The organism is Pseudoalteromonas sp. Ps84H-4, assembly GCF_024124645.1.
GTDB classification, from domain to species: domain Bacteria; phylum Pseudomonadota; class Gammaproteobacteria; order Enterobacterales; family Alteromonadaceae; genus Pseudoalteromonas; species Pseudoalteromonas lipolytica_C.
This window is the reverse complement of the sequence record NZ_JAMXSK010000004.1, coordinates 37,210-58,003: the sequence shown is the minus strand read 5'-3', so window position 1 is coordinate 58,003 and position 20,794 is coordinate 37,210. Positions and strand designations below refer to the sequence as shown.

Annotated in this window: 16 protein-coding genes; 10 read left to right on the top strand and 6 right to left on the bottom strand. The window is 42.1% G+C overall.

The window, feature by feature from the left end; all coding sequences use genetic code 11:
• Positions 1-79: 79 nt before the first annotated feature.
• From NH454_RS05865 to NH454_RS05855, 3 genes are all read right to left on the bottom strand, one after another.
• A complete protein-coding gene (locus NH454_RS05865; RefSeq protein ID WP_235383129.1) occupies positions 80-889 on the bottom strand; it encodes an META domain-containing protein in 810 nt (269 codons plus the stop codon).
• Between the two features lie 112 nt (positions 890-1,001).
• Positions 1,002-1,568 carry an alkylphosphonate utilization protein gene (locus NH454_RS05860; RefSeq protein WP_135923295.1) on the bottom strand — a complete coding sequence of 189 codons (567 nt, stop codon included), beginning with the start codon at positions 1,566-1,568 and terminating at the stop codon, positions 1,002-1,004.
• 80 nt (positions 1,569-1,648) lie between these two features.
• Complete coding sequence (locus NH454_RS05855) at positions 1,649-2,404, bottom strand: transporter substrate-binding domain-containing protein (protein WP_171040379.1); 756 nt, start codon at positions 2,402-2,404, stop codon at positions 1,649-1,651.
• A 112-nt stretch (positions 2,405-2,516) separates the two neighbouring features.
• Between NH454_RS05855 and NH454_RS05850 the strand changes: the two genes are divergently transcribed.
• The 7 genes from NH454_RS05850 (at position 2,517) to NH454_RS05820 (ending at position 11,435) form a co-directional block, all read left to right on the top strand.
• Complete coding sequence (locus NH454_RS05850) at positions 2,517-3,794, top strand: HDOD domain-containing protein (RefSeq protein WP_235383126.1); 1,278 nt, start codon at positions 2,517-2,519, stop codon at positions 3,792-3,794.
• A gap of 53 nt (positions 3,795-3,847) precedes the next feature.
• The gene (locus tag NH454_RS05845; RefSeq protein WP_135923297.1) at positions 3,848-4,462 is read left to right on the top strand and encodes a paraquat-inducible protein A; all 615 of its coding nucleotides are present in this window, start codon (positions 3,848-3,850) and stop codon (positions 4,460-4,462) included.
• Between the two features lie 43 nt (positions 4,463-4,505).
• Entirely contained in the window at positions 4,506-4,859 is a 354-nt protein-coding gene (locus NH454_RS05840; protein ID WP_253038496.1) for a hypothetical protein, read from the top strand.
• Positions 4,860-4,963: 104 nt separating this feature from the next.
• The gene (locus NH454_RS05835) at positions 4,964-6,286 is read left to right on the top strand and encodes a TolC family protein (RefSeq protein ID WP_253038494.1); all 1,323 of its coding nucleotides are present in this window, start codon (positions 4,964-4,966) and stop codon (positions 6,284-6,286) included.
• Positions 6,279-7,736 (top strand): efflux RND transporter periplasmic adaptor subunit, encoded by a 1,458-nt coding sequence (locus tag NH454_RS05830; protein ID WP_253038492.1) that lies wholly within the window; start codon positions 6,279-6,281, stop codon positions 7,734-7,736. The genes NH454_RS05835 and NH454_RS05830 overlap by 8 nt, the downstream gene beginning before the upstream one ends.
• Positions 7,733-10,837 carry an efflux RND transporter permease subunit gene (locus NH454_RS05825; RefSeq protein WP_253038490.1) on the top strand — a complete coding sequence of 1,035 codons (3,105 nt, stop codon included), beginning with the start codon at positions 7,733-7,735 and terminating at the stop codon, positions 10,835-10,837. The genes NH454_RS05830 and NH454_RS05825 overlap by 4 nt, the downstream gene beginning before the upstream one ends.
• Before the next feature lie 142 nt (positions 10,838-10,979).
• Positions 10,980-11,435: a hypothetical protein gene (locus NH454_RS05820; protein WP_135923302.1), complete on the top strand. Its 456-nt coding sequence runs from the start codon at positions 10,980-10,982 to the stop codon at positions 11,433-11,435.
• A gap of 15 nt (positions 11,436-11,450) precedes the next feature.
• On the opposite strand, the gene ppx is transcribed toward NH454_RS05820, so the two are convergent.
• The 3 genes from ppx to NH454_RS05805 form a co-directional block, all read right to left on the bottom strand.
• A complete protein-coding gene (ppx, locus tag NH454_RS05815; RefSeq protein ID WP_253038488.1) occupies positions 11,451-12,938 on the bottom strand; it encodes an exopolyphosphatase in 1,488 nt (495 codons plus the stop codon).
• Positions 12,931-15,012 (bottom strand): polyphosphate kinase 1, encoded by a 2,082-nt coding sequence (gene ppk1, locus NH454_RS05810; RefSeq protein ID WP_253038486.1) that lies wholly within the window; start codon positions 15,010-15,012, stop codon positions 12,931-12,933. Before ppk1 ends, ppx begins: the two co-directional genes overlap by 8 nt.
• A gap of 149 nt (positions 15,013-15,161) precedes the next feature.
• The gene (locus NH454_RS05805; RefSeq protein ID WP_135923305.1) at positions 15,162-15,668 is read right to left on the bottom strand and encodes an ACT domain-containing protein; all 507 of its coding nucleotides are present in this window, start codon (positions 15,666-15,668) and stop codon (positions 15,162-15,164) included.
• 344 nt (positions 15,669-16,012) lie between these two features.
• On the opposite strand from NH454_RS05805, the gene NH454_RS05800 reads away from it, so the two are divergent.
• The 3 genes from NH454_RS05800 to pstB are packed head-to-tail and all read left to right on the top strand — an operon-like array spanning position 16,013 to position 20,766.
• Entirely contained in the window at positions 16,013-18,247 is a 2,235-nt protein-coding gene (locus NH454_RS05800; protein ID WP_135923306.1) for an ABC transporter permease subunit, read from the top strand.
• 15 nt (positions 18,248-18,262) lie between these two features.
• The gene (gene pstA, locus NH454_RS05795) at positions 18,263-19,912 is read left to right on the top strand and encodes a phosphate ABC transporter permease PstA (RefSeq protein WP_135923307.1); all 1,650 of its coding nucleotides are present in this window, start codon (positions 18,263-18,265) and stop codon (positions 19,910-19,912) included.
• Positions 19,913-19,938: 26 nt separating this feature from the next.
• Complete coding sequence (gene pstB, locus NH454_RS05790; RefSeq protein WP_135923308.1) at positions 19,939-20,766, top strand: phosphate ABC transporter ATP-binding protein PstB; 828 nt, start codon at positions 19,939-19,941, stop codon at positions 20,764-20,766.
• The last annotated feature ends 28 nt before the right edge of the window (positions 20,767-20,794 follow it).

Below are 20,794 nucleotides of genomic sequence, written 5' to 3'. Positions count from 1 at the left end.
AACAATCACTGTTGGGCTTTTTTATGCGTTGCCTAAATTTATCTTTATAGTTGTTTATATAAAGTTTAGGTTGCTTTATTTAGTTCATATAAGTGGCTGCAAAGGTAGCAACAGGTTCGCTACTGTCATCAAGCAATATGAGCTTTTCACCATTTATTGTAAATTGAGCAGTCGCAGCTAAAGCTGCAGACATAGCTGCCTCTATATCCATTTGCGAAATACACATTTTTTCGGTGCTTGCTAATGGGTTAAAGGTCAGAGTTTGGCCACTGACTTCATAGCTACCAGAGAAATTATTGCAGCCCAAGAAACCATTAGTTGAGCCATCTTCTTTGAATTGAATAAAAGGCTCTTTGGTTTCGACCGTCACTGCTTCATCATTAATGGTGATAGCTTTCCAGTAAGTGTTAACCAAAGTAACATCTGGCTTTTTAGCAGATACTTTAGAAACGGTTACTTTATAAACCTCAGCAGTTTCATCTTCGACAAATGGATTGTTATGAGTAGTGCTGATATAAAGCAATTTACCTTGGTTTTCGATGCGAGCACTTACGCTGTAACGGTGACGATCAACGATTTTACTATCATCATATTCAAGAGCCACAGTGTAAGGTGGTGCACCATTTAGTTCAATCTCTTGCTCGCTGATTACATCAGCTTTTGCGTCCATTTTTGAAACATCAGCAAGTTGCACCTTTAGTACTGAGCCTGGTGGTAACATGCTGCGATCTAAGTAAGTAACCTCAGTAGTAAGAGTTTTCATTGTAGATTGCTCTGCTTTTTGGGTACTAGAATTGTCCCCACAACCCGTTAATACAACGCTGCTACCTAACAGCATAAGACTACAAATAGAGGCGTTTTTTAAAGATGAGAAGGTATCCGAAGCCATGATTATTTTCCTTGCGTTACACTATGTAAATAATTAGAAAAGCATAAAGTTCGCTGACTTAATCATAGCTTAATTAATTGAAAATGGGCACAAGGCCCATTTATTTCATGTATTATTTTTTCACGTACTTAGTGAGAATAACAATACGCTGACCTTCTACGCGCCCTTCGATGTGTTCAGGGTTGCTAGTCAGGCCGATATTTCTAACAGCTGTGCCTCGTTTTGCAACTAGGCTACTGCCTTTTACGTCAAGATCTTTTATCAGTGTAACGGTGTCACCAGCTTGAAGAACCACACCATTGCTATCGATATGTTTAATGTCATCTTCTTCGGCAAGGGCCATTTGCGCCCATTTAAGGGTATCTTCTTCAAGGTAAATCATGTCTAGCGCGTCTTGTGCCCAACCATTATCCGCAGCTAAGCGTTTTAACATGCGATAAGCCACAACTTGCACAGCGGGTGTTTGACTCCACATGCTATCGTTTAGGCAGTGCCAATGGTTTGCTGTTAGCTCTGCGCTATTGTCAATTTGGTCTTTACAGGTTTGGCACACATAAATGCACTTGTCTGAATGAGCCTCTGTAACAGGGGGGACTTCGTAGACAGATAGGTTATCTGTATTAGTACAAAGTTCACATTGGTTATTACTGCGTTCGATAAGGGCTTGTTCAATGCTCATAGGAGGCTCTTTTAAGTTAACAAGGTAAGAAAAACAGCGCGCAGTATAGCAAAAGTAGGTCCAAAGCGGAATATCCTTAGTTATTGTGGGGGTATGTTTTTCGTATATTTGTTGATGATGGCATCAAGGCGGCCGGATTGTTTTAACTCATCGATAGCCATATTTATCTTTGGTAGCAATGCTTGGTGTTCAGCACGTAGGCGAATTTTTAGGTTACCAAGCGAGTGTAGCGCGCCAAAGTCGATATCAGCATTAAATTGCTGAGCCCAATACAGCGCAGGCAGTTTATCTAGAATGACTACCTCAATACGTTTTAGTTTTAGAGCTTCAATAAGTTGCTTTTCAGAACTAAAATCGACCCGTTTAAAGTGGTTGTCATCGTAGTAATAATAGCCAAGTATAGTACCAACAGGTTGGTTTTTTATGGCCTCAAGCTGTTGCCAATTGGTCACATTATTTTTCAAACTTACTAGGTACTCTTCAATGGTAAATAAGCTATCTGAATAAATAAATTGTGGGTTTTGCTTTTCGGTTTGGCTTAACCATTCAAGGCTAATTACATCAAAGTCGATGTGCCCAAGATGAAGATATTTAACGGTACGTTTGGCTGGCAGCTCTACATGTTTTGCTTGTATGTCAGCGAGCTGCATAACTCGCATGATAATTTCAGGCAATATCCCCGGTTCACGTTTATCGTTTGTGTAATATGGGAAATAGTTTCCAGACCCCGTGACATTGTATTTAAGTACGGGTGGTTGTTCCGCTTGTACAGACCGTGAAAGAAGTAATAAAACTAAGAAAGCCGAGTAAATTAGGGGCAATGGATTATTTGACATCGTTTTCATGTGCCTAGTGTGGTCGGGTTTTTATTTTTTAGCAAGGTGTTCAGCTTTCACTATACTAAGAACAGGAGTAAAGTGGGGGGACAGTATCTGAGCGAGATGTATAATGTCAGAATTAAGTATGGAAGGTAACAAAAGTCAGAGCATGACGCAGTATATAGCCCGGCAGCCAATATTTAATGCTGACAGAAGCCTGTATGCCTATGAGTTATTGTACAGGGAATCAAATGATAATGTCTTTCCGGTGGGGACCAGTGATGGTCAAGCTACAGGTCGATTGTTTTTCAATGCCTTGATGTTGATGGGTTTAGAGAAGCTTACAGGTTTTCAACCAGCATTTATCAACTTATCAACTGACGCTATTTTAGATGACTTTCCAAAGTTGTTGCAGCCAACCAGTGCTGTGATAGAAATTGTCGAGCGTGCGACAAGTATCCCGCAAATTATTGGTCGAGTTAAACAATTAAAGCAAGATGGTTACCTTTTTGCTTTAGACGACTACGACGGTGATGATAAGTGGCAAGATGTATTGCCATTAATGGACTTCATAAAAATAGAGGCTGCTGACCCAATCATTAAAACCAATATGACGGTTAAAAAGCTTAAACGCAGCTACCCAAAAGCAAAAGTTATTGTTGAGAGAGTAGAAAGCTACGAAGATTTTCAACAATTAAAAGCGGCTGGTTGTGATTTATTTCAAGGGTATTTTTTTGCGAAGCCAGAATTGCTAAGGTTTGGCAATGTGGAGCCTTCAAAAGTGGCTGTTCTAGAGTTACTCAGCTGCACTGCTCAAACGGCTTTAAATTTTGACCAAATCCAGCAACGTGTAGCCAAAGATATTGCCTTAACAGCTAGAATCTTAAGGCTGGTAAACGCACGAACCAGCAGTACACAACAGACAATTCGCTCAATTTCGCAGGCGGTTATTTATTTAGGTGAAGATGCAATTAGGCAATTTGTTCGTGTATTAGCACTAAGCGAGTTAGGGAACGATAAACCGCAAGAGTTAACTAAGCTTGGTTTAACTCGTGCTAAATTTATATCACTGATGCTTGAACCTGCGGGTAAAGAGCTTTCGGAGCAAGGTTATTTAGTGGGTCTTTTGTCTGTATTGGACGCTATTTTAGATGTAAAGCTTGATGCGGTTGTTAAAGAGTTCTCGCTTGGAGCAGAACTTACAAGTGCACTGGTTAAGTTTGATGGAATGCAAGGAGCCAGTTTGCAGCTTGTTATAGCCATGGAAAAAGAACAGTGGCAAACAGCAACTAAGTTACTAAAGATAATTCGTCCAGCAGCGAATATGGATATTGTGTATCGTGCAATGTATGACGCTCGTGCCTATGCTGACAATGTGTTTGACACTTTAGCATCGGTTGCAGACTAATCTCGTTAAGTTAGCTATGATGCCCGCAATGTTTACAGGTAAGGGTTATCAATATGCGTGTTTTTTTCCCCATTGTAATGATTATTGCGGCGTTAGCTTTACTTATACCGGGCGTGACGAGGCCAGTTTTAACCTTAGAAGGTAAAATAGATAAATCGAAGCTTGCTAAAACAGGTATTGAAATGATTGCCGATGAAGGCGATCGCAATACGCGTAGTGTACTAATGATGGCATCAAGCATGTTGGGGCTTGATAAGCTTGAAGGCGAAATCGATGCCTACAAAAAAACACGCAGCATTTGGGGCACAGTAAATGAGCTTGCCAATAACAAAAACTACCTTGTTGCCGCGCTGGTTGCCGTGTTCTCGATTGTTATTCCCACTTTAAAACTCCTGATGCAATTGCTTTATTGTTTCTTACCGATGAATAGATTTAAGCATTTGCTCGGTCAACTCATACAAGGCTTAAGTAAATGGAGCATGGTTGATGTGTTTGTGATTGCATTGATCGTGTCTTATTTGGCTGGTAACGCCGATGGGCAAATGGGCGAACTGATAAAAATGCATGCCGAATTAGGCGATGGATTTTGGTATTTTACTGGTTATTGCCTGTTTGCTATTGCTGCCAGCAGTAGCATTAAAACAGATAAACCCTTGTCGAGCGCGTAAATTTCGGGCTACAATTTGGGCAACTAATTTTTAAGGTATGATGATGACGCGACTTTCAAGCTACTTATTGATAGCTATGATGCTGCTCACTTTTGTGGGTCAGTCAGTTGCGTCTGTTGCTATGGTATGTGATATGCCACATGCCAGCATGCAAATGGACCATCATGCTACTATGAGCGCTGACAGCGACATGAGTGATATGGACTGTTGCCATGAAGACGTAATGGATACCAGCGATTGTGCGTGTCCGTTCAATGCCTGTACAGCTCACTCACTCCTGCCGCTAAATGATTTAGTTGTTAAATCAATTAAGCAATCAGAAAAAGTCACAGTGTTAGGCGCCAGCCAGCTTAGTTTCCGTATAAGTTCTTTATATCGTCCACCTATTACTGCTTAAGCAGGATAGGTCTGTCTAAAATTCAGAAAAACGCTGAAATACACCTCACCCTGCAACCAAAATCTATTGTTTTTTAACCATTTTTAAGATTTTTGGAGCATGTGATGATTCACAGCAAATTGATTAAGGCGCTTTCTCTTGGCGCAGTATTGGTAACCTCAAGTTTAGTGAAAGCAGAGCCGTTGGCACTCAATCAGGTGATTGATTATGCATTGACTCACGAGCCTTGGTTACAGGCAAATAAATACCAGCAACAGGCGATAGAAGCGCAAAGCATTGCGGCCGGTACCTTGCCAGATCCAGTATTAACCGTTGGGCTAATGAATTTACCAACCGATGGTTTTGCCTTTGATCAAGAAGGTATGACGCAATTCAAAGTGGGCTTGTCACAACAATTTAGCCGAGGTAATAGCCTTGCCCTACAGCAGCAAGCATTGAAACAATCAGCTGAGCAATACCCTTGGCTGCGTGCAGACCGCCAAGCGCAGGTTAAAGCCATTGTTAGCGAAGCATGGCTAAATGCCTATCGCGCGCAAAAAAGCATTCAACTGATCAACCAAGATAAAGCCTTATTTAATCAACTTATTGATATTACAGAAGCAAGCTATGCCAATACACTTGGCGCAACTCGCCAGCAGGATATTATTCGCGCTCAGCTAGAGCTGACTCGGCTTGAAGATAAGCTGGTGATGTTAGAGCAACAGTTTGATAGTGCCAAAAAGCGACTAGCACAATGGCTACCTATTGAAATGCTAAACGGTGCAGTGAGCGATGACAATACTAAGGTGGCTGCACTAATGCCTTATCAAGAGCTTGAACCGTCTGGGGTGACTGAAGTGTTGATGAGTCACCCGGCAATTATTGCTATTGATCATGCAATGCGTGCTAAAAACACCCAAGTGCAAGTGGCTAAAGAAGCGTATAAGCCGCAATTTGGTATGAACCTAGGCTATGGCTATCGTGACGACACACCTATGGGTGACTCTCGCGCTGACTTGTTCTCTATAGGGGTGAGTGTTGATTTACCGCTGTTCACTGATAACCGTCAAGACCAACAAGTTAATGCGGCAATAGCTAATGCCGAGGCGGTAAAGACCAACAAACTTATTACTCTACAAAAACTGCAAGGTCAGTATTTTAAAGAGCTTAGCCAGTTGAGCCGACTTGCTCAGCGCAAAGCGTTGTATCAACAGCAGCTATTACCGCAAATGGCAGAGCAGGCTGAGGCGACTTTAAATGCTTACACCAACGATGATGGTGACTTTTCAGAAGTGATGCGTGCACGCATCAGCGAACTTAACGCAAAAATTGATGCGTTGAATATCGAAATAGACAAACAAATCACACTCGCTCGCCTTAACTATTACGCAGCAGCAAAAGATAACCAAATAAATGCAGCACAAAGCCAAGGAGCTAGCAATGAATAACACAGTGAAATTAGTTATCGCTTTGGCGGTAGGTGCGGCATTGGCAACGGCTGTAAATAAATTGGCTGAGCCAGATCATGAAGCTATGCCAAGCGCTGAGAAAAAGCCGCTATATTGGGTAGCACCTATGGACAGTAATTACCGCCGTGATGAACCGGGTTTATCGCCAATGGGTATGGAATTAGTCCCCGTTTATGAGGAGCAAAGTAGCGCTGAAGACAGCCCAGGTACTGTGAGAATCTCACCAGCAGTCGTTAATAACTTAGGGGTAAGAACAGCACCCGTAAGGTTTAAATCATTACAAACGACGGTTGATACGGTTGGCTATGTGCAATACGACCAAGACCAACTCGTGCATATTCACCCTCGTGTCGAAGGGTGGATAGAAACCTTATATGTAAAAGCCGCTGGTGACCAAGTTAAGCAAGGCGAACCACTTTATACCTTGTATTCTCCACAGCTAGTAAATGCGCAAGAAGAGCTACTGCTTGCCCTTAAACGTAACAATGCAGTGCTTATACGTGCGGCAAAAGCACGCTTAGCCTCACTGAATGTTTCTGACGATTTTATTGCGCGATTAGAGCAAAGCCAAAAGGTTAGGCAAAACATTACCTTTTATGCCAAGCAAAGTGGCGTACTGGATGAGCTAAATATCCGCGAAGGTTTCTTCGTAAAACCTGGCACAACCATGATGAGTATTGCTCACTTAGAAGAGGTGTGGGTTGAGGCTGAAGTTTTTGAGCGCCAAGCAGGGCTTATTCATAAAGGCTTGCCAGTGACGATGAGCTTAGATTACTTACCGGGCAAACGCTGGCAAGGCAAGGTCGATTATATTTACCCAACCCTTGATGAGAAAAACCGTACCCTTCGCGTGCGCTTACGTTTTGCCAACCAAGATGGCTTACTAAAACCAAATATGTTTGCTGAAGTGAGCATTACTACCAAGCCGACTGAGCCGCAATTAGTCATCGCAAAAGAAGCGGTGATCCGTACCGGTAGCCAAGACCGTGTTGTAATCGATTTAGGTGAAGGGCGCTTTAAGTCAGTCGCCGTGACGCTAGGTCGTAGTGATAATCATGATGTCGAAATTTTATCTGGCTTACTGAAAGACGATAACGTAGTGGTGTCAGCGCAGTTCTTAATAGACTCAGAATCAAGCAAAAGCTCTGACTTTATGCGTATGCAAGAGCCGGATACTGATAGTGCAATGGTCAATGGCGTGATCAACAGCATTGACCGCAAAGCCCGAACTGCCGTGATCAGTCGCGAAGCCATCCCTAAGTGGGGGCGAGATGCAGCAACCATGGAGTTTCATTTTTCGCCACGCATCGATATGTCTAGTTTGCAAAGCGATGATGAAGTGCATTTTACCTTTAAGCTGGTTGATGGTGAGTTTGTGATTTTTGACATTATGACCATGAGCCACCCTATGCAAGGAGAAATGCAATGATAGCAGCCGTGATCCATTGGTCAGTCGGTAATCGCTTCTTTGTATTACTGCTGTCTTTAATGTTGGCGGGCTTTGGGATTTTTTCTTTAAAGAATACCCCAGTTGATGCCTTGCCTGACTTATCTGATATACAGGTTATTGTAAAAACGTCTTACCCAGGACAAGCGCCACAAGTGGTGCAAGATCAAGTAACGTTTCCGATCACCACAGCCATGTTGTCGGTGCCGGGTGCTGAAACGGTCAGGGGCTTTTCGTTTTTTGGTGACTCTTACGTATACGTTATTTTTAACGAAGACACCGATCTTTACTGGGCTCGGAGTCGGGTGCAAGAGTATTTGAGTCAAGTAAGTGCTCGCTTACCTGATTCAGCAAGGCCTGAACTTGGCCCTGATGCAACAGGGGTGGGTTGGATTTACCTGTATGCGCTGGTGGATAAAACCGGTAAACACGATATTAGCCAGCTACGAAGCCTGCAAGATTGGTTTTTAAAGTTTGAGCTGCAAACTGTGCCGGGCGTATCAGAGGTAGCGTCTGTTGGTGGTATGGTTAAGCAGTATCAGGTGAATGTCGACCCGGATAAATTGCGTGCTTATGGTATTCCGCTAAGTTTAATTCAAACAGCAATTAAGCAAGGTAACCAAGAGCGTGGTGCCTCAGTGGTCGAAATGGCAGAAGCCGAATACATGGTATCGAGCACAGGTTACATCAAAAGTGTCGCAGATTTAGAAGCCATTCCGCTGGGTACTAATGCCAATGGTACGCCACTGCAATTACGCGATGTAGCCGATATAAAACTTGGGCCACAAATGCGCCGTGGAATTGCTGAATTAAACGGCGAAGGCGAAGTAACTGGTGGTGTGGTAGTGATGCGCTTTGGAGAAAACGCCGAAGCAACCATTAAACTCGTAAAAGAAAAGCTAGAGTCGCTCAAAAAAGGCCTGCCAGAGGGTGTTGAAATCATTCCAGTGTACGACCGTTCAAACCTTATTACCCAAGCACTTGATAACTTAAGCTCAAAGTTAATTGAAGAGTTAATCGTCGTGGCCTTAGTGTGTGTGGTGTTTTTATTCCATATACGCTCATCGATCGTAGCCATTATCACGTTGCCAATGGGTATTTTAACGGCTTTTGTGGTGATGTATTGGCAAGGTATAAACGCTAATATCATGTCGCTTGGTGGGATAGCGATTGCCATTGGTGCAATGACAGATGGTGCTATCGTGATGATAGAAAATATGCACAAGCATATGGAGAAAACCCCACTGACCGATGAAAACCGTTGGCAAGTAGTGATGGACTCAGCCGCAGAGGTCGGGCCCGCGTTATTCTTTAGTTTATTAATAATTACCGTCAGCTTTATGCCAGTGTTTATTCTTGAAGCTCAAGAAGGCCGTATGTTCTCGCCACTGGCTTATACAAAAACCTATGCAATGGCGGCCTCCGCTGGTTTAGCCATTACATTGGTGCCGGTGTTAATGGGCTACTTTATTCGCGGTAAGGTTATATCGGAGCAGAAAAACCCTGTTAACCGGTTATTGGTGGCAGCGTATAAACCCTTATTAAATGCGGTATTAAAAGCGCCGAAAACAACTCTGTTACTCGCTGTAGTTTTGGCTGCTATTGGTTTTTACCCAGTTAATAAAATTGGTAGTGAGTTTATTCCTCCCCTTGATGAGGGCGACTTAATGTACATGCCAACTACTTACCCGGGTATTTCAATAGGTAAGGCCCGTGAAATCTTACAGCAGACCGATAAGTTAATTGCCAGTGTGCCAGAGGTCGAGTCGGTATTCGGTAAGGTAGGTCGTGCAGATACTGCAACAGATCCGGCGCCACTCACCATGATCGAAACCTTTATTCAGTTAAAGCCAAAGTCACAGTGGCGCGAGGGCATGACAACCGAGAAACTGAAAAAAGAGCTCGATAATCTGGTTAAGTTCCCAGGGCTTACCAATGCGTGGGTTATGCCAATCAAAACGCGAATCGACATGCTTGCCACTGGTATTAAAACGCCTGTGGGGATCAAAGTTGCTGGTCCAAAGCTGAGTGAAATTCAAAAAATCGGTGAGCAAATTGAAGTCATCTTAAAAGACTTACCGGGCACAGCTTCGGTTTATTCTGAGCGCGTAGCCGGCGGTCGCTACATCAAAGTCGATATCAACCGTGAAAAAGCAGCGCGTTATGGTTTGAATATTGCTGATGTACAACAGGTTGTTGCTACTGCTATCGGCGGTATGAATGTGACCGAAACCGTTGAAGGGCAAGAGCGTTATCCAGTTAACTTGCGTTACCCACAAGATTATCGCGACTCGCCAGAAGAGCTTAAGTTGCTACCGATCGTGACGCCAAATGGACAGCGCATCGCATTGGCCGATGTAGCTCATGTCTTTATTGAAGATGGCCCGCCGGGTATTAAAAGTGAAAATGCGCGTATTAATGGCTGGAGCTTAATCGACATTGAAGGCAGTGATATCGGCAGTTATGTTGAGCGTGCGCAACAAGCGCTGCATGAGCAACTCGAGCTACCAGCTGGTTACTCAATTACGTGGGCGGGGCAATATGAGTATATGGAGCGTGCTAAAGCTAAGCTTAGCTACGTATTGCCATTAACCTTGGCAATTATTGTGGTGCTGTTATACCTCAATTTTAGAAGCTTTACTGAGGTGGCAATGATCATGTTGACCTTACCGCTTGCAATGATAGGGGGGATTTGGTTGATGTACCTTGAAGGATTTAACTTCTCGGTAGCCGTTGGAGTCGGCTTTATAGCCTTAGCTGGGGTTGCTGTAGAAATTGGCGTGATCATGCTGGTTTATCTCAACCAAGCTTATCAAGATGCTAAAGCGCAATCAGCACAATTTACGGTTACAGAGCTGCGCCAAGCAATCATCAATGGTGCGGGCCTTCGGGTGAGACCTGTAATGATGACAGTTGCCACCATTATTATCGGTTTACTGCCTGTGCTTTATGGCACTGGAACGGGTAGTGAAGTGATGAGCCGAATAGCAGCGCCTATGGTTGGCGGGATGCTTAGTGCCATTGTTTTAACGCTACTTGTGTTACCTGCGCTTTATTTTATTTGGCGTAAACGAGATCTATAAATTTTACAGTCAGTGTGTAACTTGTACGCTTTTACTTGCTACAAGTTACACATTTTATTTTTAAAGTTATGATAATTAAGGTGTTTTTTACTGGTGTGATTTATGCAATGTCTTACTAAATTGATTTTGATAAGGAATGCACATGCAAGTTAAAACAATACAGCAAGTTTATGATTGGACCGTGTTATTTCATACCCAAATGGCGGCCAACTTCCATAATGTTAAAGACTTACTGGACGAGCACAATCAAATGCTGGTGGAGTATTATCTGCAATACGAGAAAAAATTGGCAGAAGATCTGGTTGGCTTTAAAGCCATTACAGAACTGAACACACTGGATACTTATTGCTACGAGTACTTTTCAGACAACCCAGATTTGATCACGTTTGATGATATTAGTACTGATCAAAAAATTGATGAAAAGGCCATTCAAGTATATTTAACGACACAGCATCAAAAGGTTATTGATTTATATGAATACCTTGTATCGCGTGCCGAAACTGCTGCCACGATTGAAAAGCTCGAGCGTTTACTAGAGCTTGAACATCAAGGTCTTAAGCAAATGATGCAAAGCTCAAACCGTCATATGGATATGTAGTATAAAAAAGACAGCTTAATGAAAATCGAGTAAGAAGCCGACCTTTTTAAGGTATTTTTGCTCTTGCTGTAAATCCGCCAAAAGCAAGGTATGTTCTTTAAGCCACTTATTGTGAAACTTTAAGAACATACTATTTTGCTTGGCTGTGACCTCAAGTTCAAAACCTTGGTCAGTAATGCGCTTTTGATTTAGCAATACTGCTAAGCGCAAAATAACAATTAACTGCAATATTTCGTAATGCTGCATGGTATGCAGAGCTGGAAAATCTTCTAAACGGATCTTTTTACGATAAAAGCGGATCATACAGCTAAGGAGTGTTTGTTGTTGCTGTGTGAAGCCCGGTAATTGACTGTTTGCTACGATATACGCACTGTGTTTATGTATTCCTGATGAATTAACCCCTAAGCCAATTTCATGCAGCTGCGCGGCCCAATCCAGTAAGTTGATATAGTCAGGGTCGGTAAGTTGCCATGCCCCTTTTACCTGTTCAAACAGCCACTTTGCAGTTGTCGAGACGCGATTAGCATGCTCTTTATCTATGGCATTACGCTCAGATAGGTTCGCTATAGTATTAGTGCGAATATCTTTATGGGCGAGCTTTTGCTGCATTTCATGAAGTAAACCTTCACGTAATGAGTAATCGCTGTATTGCATCGCGTCGATTTTAAATAGTCTAAATACCGCGATTAAAATAGCCAAACCACCACAAATACTCACTTGTCGCTCAGGTGTAAGACCTTCAATTTGCAGCGCAGCTATTTGTTTAGCAGCAATAAACTGGGTTTTTAGTTCTAATAATCGCTCTAATGTGATCAGCTCTTGCTCGGCATCATTGGCATTAATCATGGCAAGGATAGATTTTATTGTGCCTGATGTTCCCACTACAGATTGCCAGCCAGCCGATAAGTAATTGGCAAAGATCACTTCGAGTTCTTGTTCAGCGCGAACCTCCGCTTTGGCAAAGCGCTTAGCTGTGATTTGTCCATCTGCAAAAAACTGCTTGGTATAGCTAACACAGCCCATGTTGCGACTAGCAAGGAGTTTGTGTTTAAAGTGTTTACCAATGATGAGCTCGGTACTGCCGCCACCGATATCAATAACTAAGCGGTTTTCATCGTGATGAATGTAATGGGCAACGCCTTGGTAAATTAAACGGGCTTCTTCTTGCCCTGAAATCACTTCAATCGGGTAAGGAAACATCTTACTTGCTTGAGTTAAGAATGAATGAATGTTTTTCGCGCGGCGTAATGTGTAAGTGGCAGCTACTTTGACATTCTCTAAAGGGAAGTCCTGCAAGGTAGTGGCAAATTGTTTGAGAATAGCCAGTGCGCGCTCGATAGCTTCTTGGCTTAAGTGATTTTTATCATCTAAACCATCAGCTAAATAAACGCGCTGCTTTTCTTTGTGTAAGATTTGCAAAGAGCCATCGACCTCTCTTGCCACCACTAAATGAAAACTGTTTGAGCCTAAGTCAACGGCAGCAATTGAGGGATAATCATTCATTATTATAGTTACTTTCCCATTTTTTAAGGTGGTCATAAATGGCAATTTGCGAACGAATTTTCTTACGATTGCCACGGCGTACATAGCTGTTTTTTTGTTCGCTATCGATTATGCGCGCTTTTGTTCTATCTTTAAACTGTAGCTCAAGAATATCAATTATGAGCTGCTTTAATTTTTCATCATAAATGGGTGTAGCTACTTCTACACGGTGATCTAGATTCCGGGTCATCCAGTCTGCTGATGAAATATACACTTTTTCGTCACCATTATTGTGAAACACCATAACCCGAGGGTGCTCTAAAAAGCGGTCAACAATACTAATAATACGAATATTATCGTTAACGACAGAGGGCACTAACGAACACATGCCACGCACAATAATACGAATTTTTACACCGCGTCTTGCTGCAAAATAGAGATGGTCAACCAGCTCTTTATCAACAAGATTATTTATTTTTAGCGTAATTCGACCAGCTTTTCCGTATTCTACGTTGGTAATCTCATTATCTATCAAGGAGGTAATAGTTTGTCTTGCGTTGACTGGTGAAATCATTAAGTGATCAAATTGAAATGGCTTATAGCTGCTTTCGATAAACTTAAACACACTATCGCACTCTTCACTAATACCTTCATGCCTAGTAAATAAACTAAAGTCAGTGTAGATTTTGGCGGTTTTTTCATGGAAGTTACCCGTGCCAATATGGGCGTACTTCACTATGTTGTTTTTTTCTTTACGGTGAATAACGCATAGTTTGCTGTGCACTTTTAGTGCAGGAATACCAAAAATAACTTTAACACCCGCATTACTCAGGGTTTTTGCCCATTCAATATTGTTTTGTTCATCAAAGCGCGCTTTCAGCTCAACCATTACAGTTACGTGTTTGCCATTTTTGGCGGCATTAATAAGCGTAGAAACCAAGCGAGACTGACTCGCAACGCGATAAATATTGACCTTAATTTGGGTTACATCTGGGTCAAACGCCGCTTGGCGTACAAACTCAAGTAAGTGGTTAAAGGTGTGGTAGGGGTAATACAGTAAAATATCTTGCTCTGAAATGGCATCAAACACACTTGAGTGATTGTTAAAGGCTGTGCTTTGTAATGCAGGCAGTGGTTTGTTTTCTAAATACTGACGGCCAACATTCGGAAACGCAATGAAATCGCGGAAATTACGGTAACGGCCGCCGGGGATCAACGCATCATGTTGGCTTATATTAAGGCGCTTTTTCATCACTTTAAGCATTTCAGCAGGCATGCTCTCGTCATAAACAAGGCGCACAGGCTCTGCAGAAATACGTTGTTTTAGACCTTTTGACATTTTATCGAGCAAGCCTTCTTCAAGCTCGTCATCTAAGTTGTATTCGGCATCACGGGTCAATTTGATGGCATAACATTGAATATCATCAAAGCTAAAAAAGCTGCTAAACACATCGCGAATAAAGTAGGCGATAATGTCATCAAGCATCACAATGGTTTTGTGACGGCGCGTTTTCTCTGGTGGTAAAATAACAAAACGAGATACGCGGTCGGTTGGTACTTCCATCATGGCATAATGACTTTTTTGGTTGGTCATCTCGACAAACAAATAGGTCATGGTGTCGTTGATTTGATCTGAGTAGTCTTTCTTTTCAGAGAGTAAAATCGGCAATATGTGTTGCAGCACATTGTCGTGGAAGAATTTTTTCAGCCAACTCAAGTGAAATTCAGATAGCTCCTCAGGTAACTCAACGTGAATATTGTGCTCGTTTAAGTCATTTAAAATGTCTTTATGAATTTGGTTAAACTTTTTACCAAGCTGCAGCACCTTACTTTGGATCTGATGAAGTAGTATTTCGTCTTCTTCAAAGTTCGCATCAGGAATTTTATTAAGTAATATTCGGCGTTTAACATCGGCAACACGGACACGGAAAAACTCATCCATGTTGTTTGAGTAAATACCTAAAAAGCGCATGCGCTCAATAATCGGGTTAGATTTATCTTTAGCTTCTTGCAGCACGCGTTCATTAAATGACAGCCAACTTAGCTCTTTGGCAAAGTAATTGATGGCTTGAGAAGAAGAATGTGATGCGTTCATCTGGTTTTCCAACGTTTATAGCTAGTTAGAATATAGAGGATGCAGATGACGTTTATGTGACGTTCTTATCACTTTTATGACATACATGTCAGTTTTGTGACATGTATGTCGTTAATTTAAAGCATAGTTTAAGCTTAAATACTTGCTTGTTATGCGTCCTCAATATCAACAATTAAGTCTGTGGTAATAGATTCAAGCGCACTGATCACTTCGTCTTTGCTCATACCAACGGGCAGGGCAACGGTTGCAACGGCACTGAATATAGGTACTCCCCAGTTAGGTGCGCTTTGTTGTTTTGAATTAAGGTGAGTGATATTTGCTCCTTTGTGACGAATAACACTGGCAAGCTCTTGGACAATGCCGGGTCTATCATTACCGGTGATCACAAAGTTAATTTGTTCAGATTTAACCTCTTCGAGTGTTTCAGAACCACGCTCAATTCTCACCTCCAGATGAGGAAGGCTATGTAGAGCATCTTGCAATTCTTGTAAGTGTTCTTCAGGAACAGCAGCTTCTATAATGCCCGCAAAATGACCGGCTAGGTGGCTTAAGTTACTCCCTAACCAATTGCCATTATGGTTTAAAATTGTTGCTGATAGATCTTCAACTAGGCCAGGCTTATCTGGCCCTAAAATAGTAATTACTAACTGCTTCATACTTAAGTCTCTTAAAAAAGCCTCTGTAAAATGCAATGAAAAGAGGAGGCGTTGGTTGATGATAATTTTTATTTTGGGAAAAATAACACTTATTCAGTATTGTTGCAGATTTATTGTTTGTCCAATATTTTCCATATAGTAATAAAAAATTAGTTATAACAAATCGTTAGCCCATTGTATGTTAGTGACTCATAACTCTAAAACAATATTCATTTCGCTTATATTTACAGGCTAAAAACAACACCCAAGCATGCAGTTTATTACACTGAAATATGACGGTTGTAACATTACTGTCATCTTCGTGAAATATAATCCGCGCAACGTTAAGATTTAAGGGTGTTTTGATGACTTCCAATCCGAATAAACCGACCTTTCATACGGATAGAAGCCGTCTATTTAAAGACCGGTTTGCCGAGTGGGGTATTTCCGCAGGCGGTGTAATGGTGCTTATCGCACTGCTACTGATATTCTTTTACCTTCTATATGTTGTTCAACCTATTTTTGAGTCAGCAAAAGTTGAAACACGTAACAGTGTAAAACTAGATAATGCCTCAGAAATTGTTGGTCTAGGTATTGAAGAGCAAACTGAAGTGGCTTTTTTACTAGGTGAAAAAGGCAATGTCGACTTTTATAATGTCGAGAAAGCGCAGTTTGGTAAAAAGATCACCACTCTTAATACTGAATTACCAAGTGACGTGAGCAGCTTTGCACGCTCTGCACCATTTCAGAACCAATATGGCTATGGCCTAGAAAATGGCTCTGTGGTTATCGTGTCACCAAAGTTTTTAGTTACTTTCCCTAATAATGAACGCAAGCTAACCCCTCGCTTAGATTATCCGTTAGGTGATTTGGCGCTTGAAGTAGACGATCAAGGTGCGGCGATTACTAAGTTCGCATTTAGCCACTACGAAGATAAAACAGCCGTTGTTGCTTTAACCGCTGATAAGCGTGTTTTATTTAGTAGCTTTGTGGGTGAAGAAAATATGTTCACCGGCGAAGTTGAATGGGTTGTTGAGCGCACTGAGCTTGATATTGAAGGCCGCGTTGATGAGCTATTAATCTCACCTGACACAACGCGTACTTTTATTCGTTCTGCAAATCAGATTTATGTTTACGATACGCGTTATCCTTCTGAGGTTGAGCTAATTCAATTGCTTGCAGCAAACGAAGAAAACGCTAACCTTGTTTCAACGCAGCTGTTAGCCGGTGCTAACTCACTAATGCTTGCTAACGATAACGGCGAAGTATCGCAGTGGTTCGAAGTAAACACGGAAGATGGTCGTGAGTTTCAAAAAATCCGTGCATTCGAAACGACTAAACAATCTAAATTAAATATCTTTACAGAGTTTTATCGTCGAACTTTCTTTACCGCTGGTGCAAATGGTGAGCTAGGTATTTATTACACAACCAGTGAAGCAAAACTATGGCAAGGCAAAGTAAGCGAAGGTCCAATTCAAAATTTTGCAATTGCACCACGTTCTAATGCGGCACTTATTCTTGCTGATGATGCATTAAAAGTAATCGAAATTCATAACGAGCACCCTGAAGTAACCTGGTCTGCGTTATGGCAAGAAGTATGGTACGAGGGCTACCCAGAGCCGGCTTATATCTGGCAGTCAACGTCTGCGAGTGATGACTTTGAATCTAAATTCTCACTAGTACCAATTTCATTCGGTACGATTAAAGCTGCTATGTATGCGATGTTATTTGCAGTACCGATTGCACTTTCTGCGGCTATTTACACAGCTTATTTTATGTCGAGTGAACTACGTAAAGTGGTTAAGCCGACGGTTGAAATCATGGAAGCATTACCAACGGTAATCCTAGGTTTCTTGGCAGGTCTTTGGTTAGCGCCATTGATTGAAGAGCATTTACCAGCCATCGTCGGATTACTGGTGTTGCTGCCAATAGGTATCTTATTAACCGCATTTGGCTGGAACAAGCTACCGGCGTCAATTCGTCACCGTGTTCCTGAAGGTTCGCATTCAATCTTACTTATTCCAGTGGTTATCTTTATTGGTTGGTTATCATTTGCGATGAGTAACTCAATTGAGCTTTGGATGTTCGATGGTAACGTTCGTCAGTACCTAACTAATGAATTAGGAATGACATTCGACCAACGTAACTCGTTAGTTGTTGGTATTGCAATGGGCTTTGCAGTTATTCCAACTATCTTCTCAATTGCGGAAGATGCGGTATTTAGTGTTCCTAAGCACTTATCAAATGGTTCATTAGCACTCGGTGCTACGCAGTGGCAAACATTGGTGCGTGTAGTATTACTAACAGCAAGCCCGGGTATCTTCTCAGCTGTGATGATGGGTCTAGGCCGTGCTGTGGGTGAAACAATGATTGTACTAATGGCAACAGGTAATACACCTATTATGGACTGGAGTATCTTCCAGGGTATGAGAACGCTTGCAGCGAATATCGCGGTAGAAATGCCAGAGTCTGAGGTAGGCAGCTCGCATTATCGCATTCTATTCTTAGCAGCATTTGTACTATTCATATTCACATTCGTTTTCAACACAGTGGCTGAGTTTGTTCGTCAGCAACTGCGTGAAAAATACAGTTCAATGTAGGTGGAGAGACACGACATGGTAAAGCAGTGGTTTAAGTCTGGTTCTCCTTGGATTTGGATGACCGGCGGTGCAGTAAGCATCAGTTTAATCTCGGTTCTTGGCTTATTAGCCATGATCGCTTGGAAAGGTTTAAGCTTTTTCTGGCCATCAGAAGTAGTGCAACTTGAGCTGCAGGGCTCAGTTGCTAAACAAACAGTGATCGGTGAAGTTTATGACCGTGAACTAGTTGCGAAATCACGTATTGAGGCGACGGGCGTTGATTTATCTCATTACGACAAAGAGCAGCTAGAGCGCTTACTAATCAAAACAGGTAACCGTGAGTACGTAGATCTCGATTTCCGTTGGGTATTAGAGACAGACATCACATCGCGTACTGCACCCGCTGAACTTGCGGTATTCGAGCGTAGCAAAAACGGTAACTTTTATGGTTATGTTGAGCAGGTTATTAAAGACGGTGAAGTTATTACAGATAACAAGATCGAGGTACTTTATGATCTTGTTGACCGTGCTGTTGACCTAAACGACCAAGCACTCGATTTACAAAATGGTGATATTGGTCATATCAACTATGAACTTGAGCGCTTGCGCTTAAAAGAAAAAGCGTATCAGCTTGATAACGAGTTGACGGATGAGCGTGTTGCTGAGCTAGCACAAACACGCGCTGAGCTACGTGCTGAATATGCCGTGCTAGAAAAACAGTTATTTGCACTTCGTAAAGAAGCAAAGCGTGACCAAGTAACGGTTAAAGACATGCGTGGTGAAGTGGTTACTTTACCTCTGTATCAAGTTCTTGATGTATGGTTCCCAAATGACATGGGCTTCTTTGCAAAGCTTGGTCATTACTTTGTACAGCTAGGTAAGTTTGTAGCGGACGACCCGCGTGAAGCCAATACTGAAGGGGGTGTATTCCCTGCAATTTTTGGTACTGTATTCATGGTATTACTGATGGCAGTGATTGTGACTCCGTTTGGTGTTGTTGCAGCGATTTACTTACATGAATACGCAGCAAAAAATGCGATTACGAAGATGATCCGTATCGCGGTAATCAACCTTGCGGGTGTACCTTCAATTGTATACGGTGTATTTGGTCTAGGCTTCTTTGTATATATGCTAGGTGGCAGTATCGACCAATTGTTCTACCCAGAGTCGTCGCCAAGCCCAGTATTTGGTACACCTGGTGTGATTTGGTCAGCATTAACCTTAGCAATTTTAACCTTACCGGTTGTAATTGTTTCAACGGAAGAAGGTTTGTCACGTATTCCAAGTACTGTTCGTCATGGTTCACTGGCGCTTGGTGCAACAAAAGCAGAAACGCTATGGCGCATCATCATTCCGATGGCAAGCCCTGCGATTATGACTGGTTTAATCTTAGCGGTTGCGCGTGCAGCCGGTGAAGTAGCACCACTAATGCTTGTTGGTGTTGTTAAGATGGCACCAACACTGCCACTTGACGGTAACTTCCCATACGTACATTTAGATAGAAAATTTATGCACTTAGGTTTCCACATTTATGATGTTGGTTTCCAAAGCCCTAACGTAGAAGCGGCGCGTCCGCTGGTATATGCCACGGCATTCTTACTGGTATCAGTAATTATCGCCCTGAATATCACCGCGATTGGTATTCGTAACCACTTACGCGAAAAGTTTAGAGCTCTTGAGCATTAATACAGAATTTTTATAGGTAGACAGAGATGATTACAGTTGCACCACAAGTAAACCAAGCGAAAAGCGCGGCAAAGCTAGATTTAGAAAATCTAACAGCAGAACAAACAGCGTTAGAGATTAAAAACTTAGATCTATACTACGGTGATAAACAAGCGCTTAGCGGCGTAAATATGAACATCCCGAAAGGACAGGTAACGGCGTTTATCGGTCCATCTGGTTGTGGTAAATCAACGCTTTTACGTTGTATCAACCGTATGAATGACCTAGTTGATAGCTGTCGTATCGATGGTGAGATCTTACTTCATGGTCACAACATCTATGATAAGAGCGTAGATGTTGCAGCATTACGAAGAAATGTTGGGATGGTGTTTCAGCGTCCTAATCCATTTCCAAAATCAATCTACGAAAATGTCGTTTATGGCCTACGCTTACAAGGTATTAAAGAAAAGCGTAAACTAGACGAAGTGGTTGAACAATCTTTACGTGGCGCAGCGTTATGGGATGAGGTTAAAGACCGTTTACACGATAGTGCATTTGGCCTATCGGGTGGTCAGCAACAGCGTCTTGTTATTGCTCGCTCAATTGCTATCGAGCCTGAAGTATTGCTTCTGGATGAGCCAACATCGGCACTTGATCCAATTTCTACTTTAGTTATCGAAGAGCTAATTAACGACTTAAAGAACAAGTTTACCGTGGTAATCGTTACTCACAACATGCAACAAGCTGCTCGTGTATCAGACCAAACTGCGTTCATGTACATGGGTGAGTTGATTGAGTATTCAGATACCAATACGTTATTTACAACACCAAGCAAGAAGAAAACAGAAGACTACATTACAGGCCGTTACGGTTAGTCAATAAAGTCACTTGGTACCGTAAACG

Coding starts and splice junctions, on each gene's coding strand:
- NH454_RS05865 (WP_235383129.1), bottom strand. CDS start 889: ATGGCTTCGGATACCTTCTCATCTTTAAAAAACGCCTCTATTTGTAGT.
- NH454_RS05860 (WP_135923295.1), bottom strand. CDS start 1,568: ATGAGCATTGAACAAGCCCTTATCGAACGCAGTAATAACCAATGTGAA.
- NH454_RS05855 (WP_171040379.1), bottom strand. CDS start 2,404: ATGTCAAATAATCCATTGCCCCTAATTTACTCGGCTTTCTTAGTTTTA.
- NH454_RS05850 (WP_235383126.1), top strand. CDS start 2,517: ATGTCAGAATTAAGTATGGAAGGTAACAAAAGTCAGAGCATGACGCAG.
- NH454_RS05845 (WP_135923297.1), top strand. CDS start 3,848: ATGCGTGTTTTTTTCCCCATTGTAATGATTATTGCGGCGTTAGCTTTA.
- NH454_RS05840 (WP_253038496.1), top strand. CDS start 4,506: ATGACGCGACTTTCAAGCTACTTATTGATAGCTATGATGCTGCTCACT.
- NH454_RS05835 (WP_253038494.1), top strand. CDS start 4,964: ATGATTCACAGCAAATTGATTAAGGCGCTTTCTCTTGGCGCAGTATTG.
- NH454_RS05830 (WP_253038492.1), top strand. CDS start 6,279: ATGAATAACACAGTGAAATTAGTTATCGCTTTGGCGGTAGGTGCGGCA.
- NH454_RS05825 (WP_253038490.1), top strand. CDS start 7,733: ATGATAGCAGCCGTGATCCATTGGTCAGTCGGTAATCGCTTCTTTGTA.
- NH454_RS05820 (WP_135923302.1), top strand. CDS start 10,980: ATGCAAGTTAAAACAATACAGCAAGTTTATGATTGGACCGTGTTATTT.
- ppx (WP_253038488.1), bottom strand. CDS start 12,938: ATGAATGATTATCCCTCAATTGCTGCCGTTGACTTAGGCTCAAACAGT.
- ppk1 (WP_253038486.1), bottom strand. CDS start 15,012: ATGAACGCATCACATTCTTCTTCTCAAGCCATCAATTACTTTGCCAAA.
- NH454_RS05805 (WP_135923305.1), bottom strand. CDS start 15,668: ATGAAGCAGTTAGTAATTACTATTTTAGGGCCAGATAAGCCTGGCCTA.
- NH454_RS05800 (WP_135923306.1), top strand. CDS start 16,013: ATGACTTCCAATCCGAATAAACCGACCTTTCATACGGATAGAAGCCGT.
- pstA (WP_135923307.1), top strand. CDS start 18,263: ATGGTAAAGCAGTGGTTTAAGTCTGGTTCTCCTTGGATTTGGATGACC.
- pstB (WP_135923308.1), top strand. CDS start 19,939: ATGATTACAGTTGCACCACAAGTAAACCAAGCGAAAAGCGCGGCAAAG.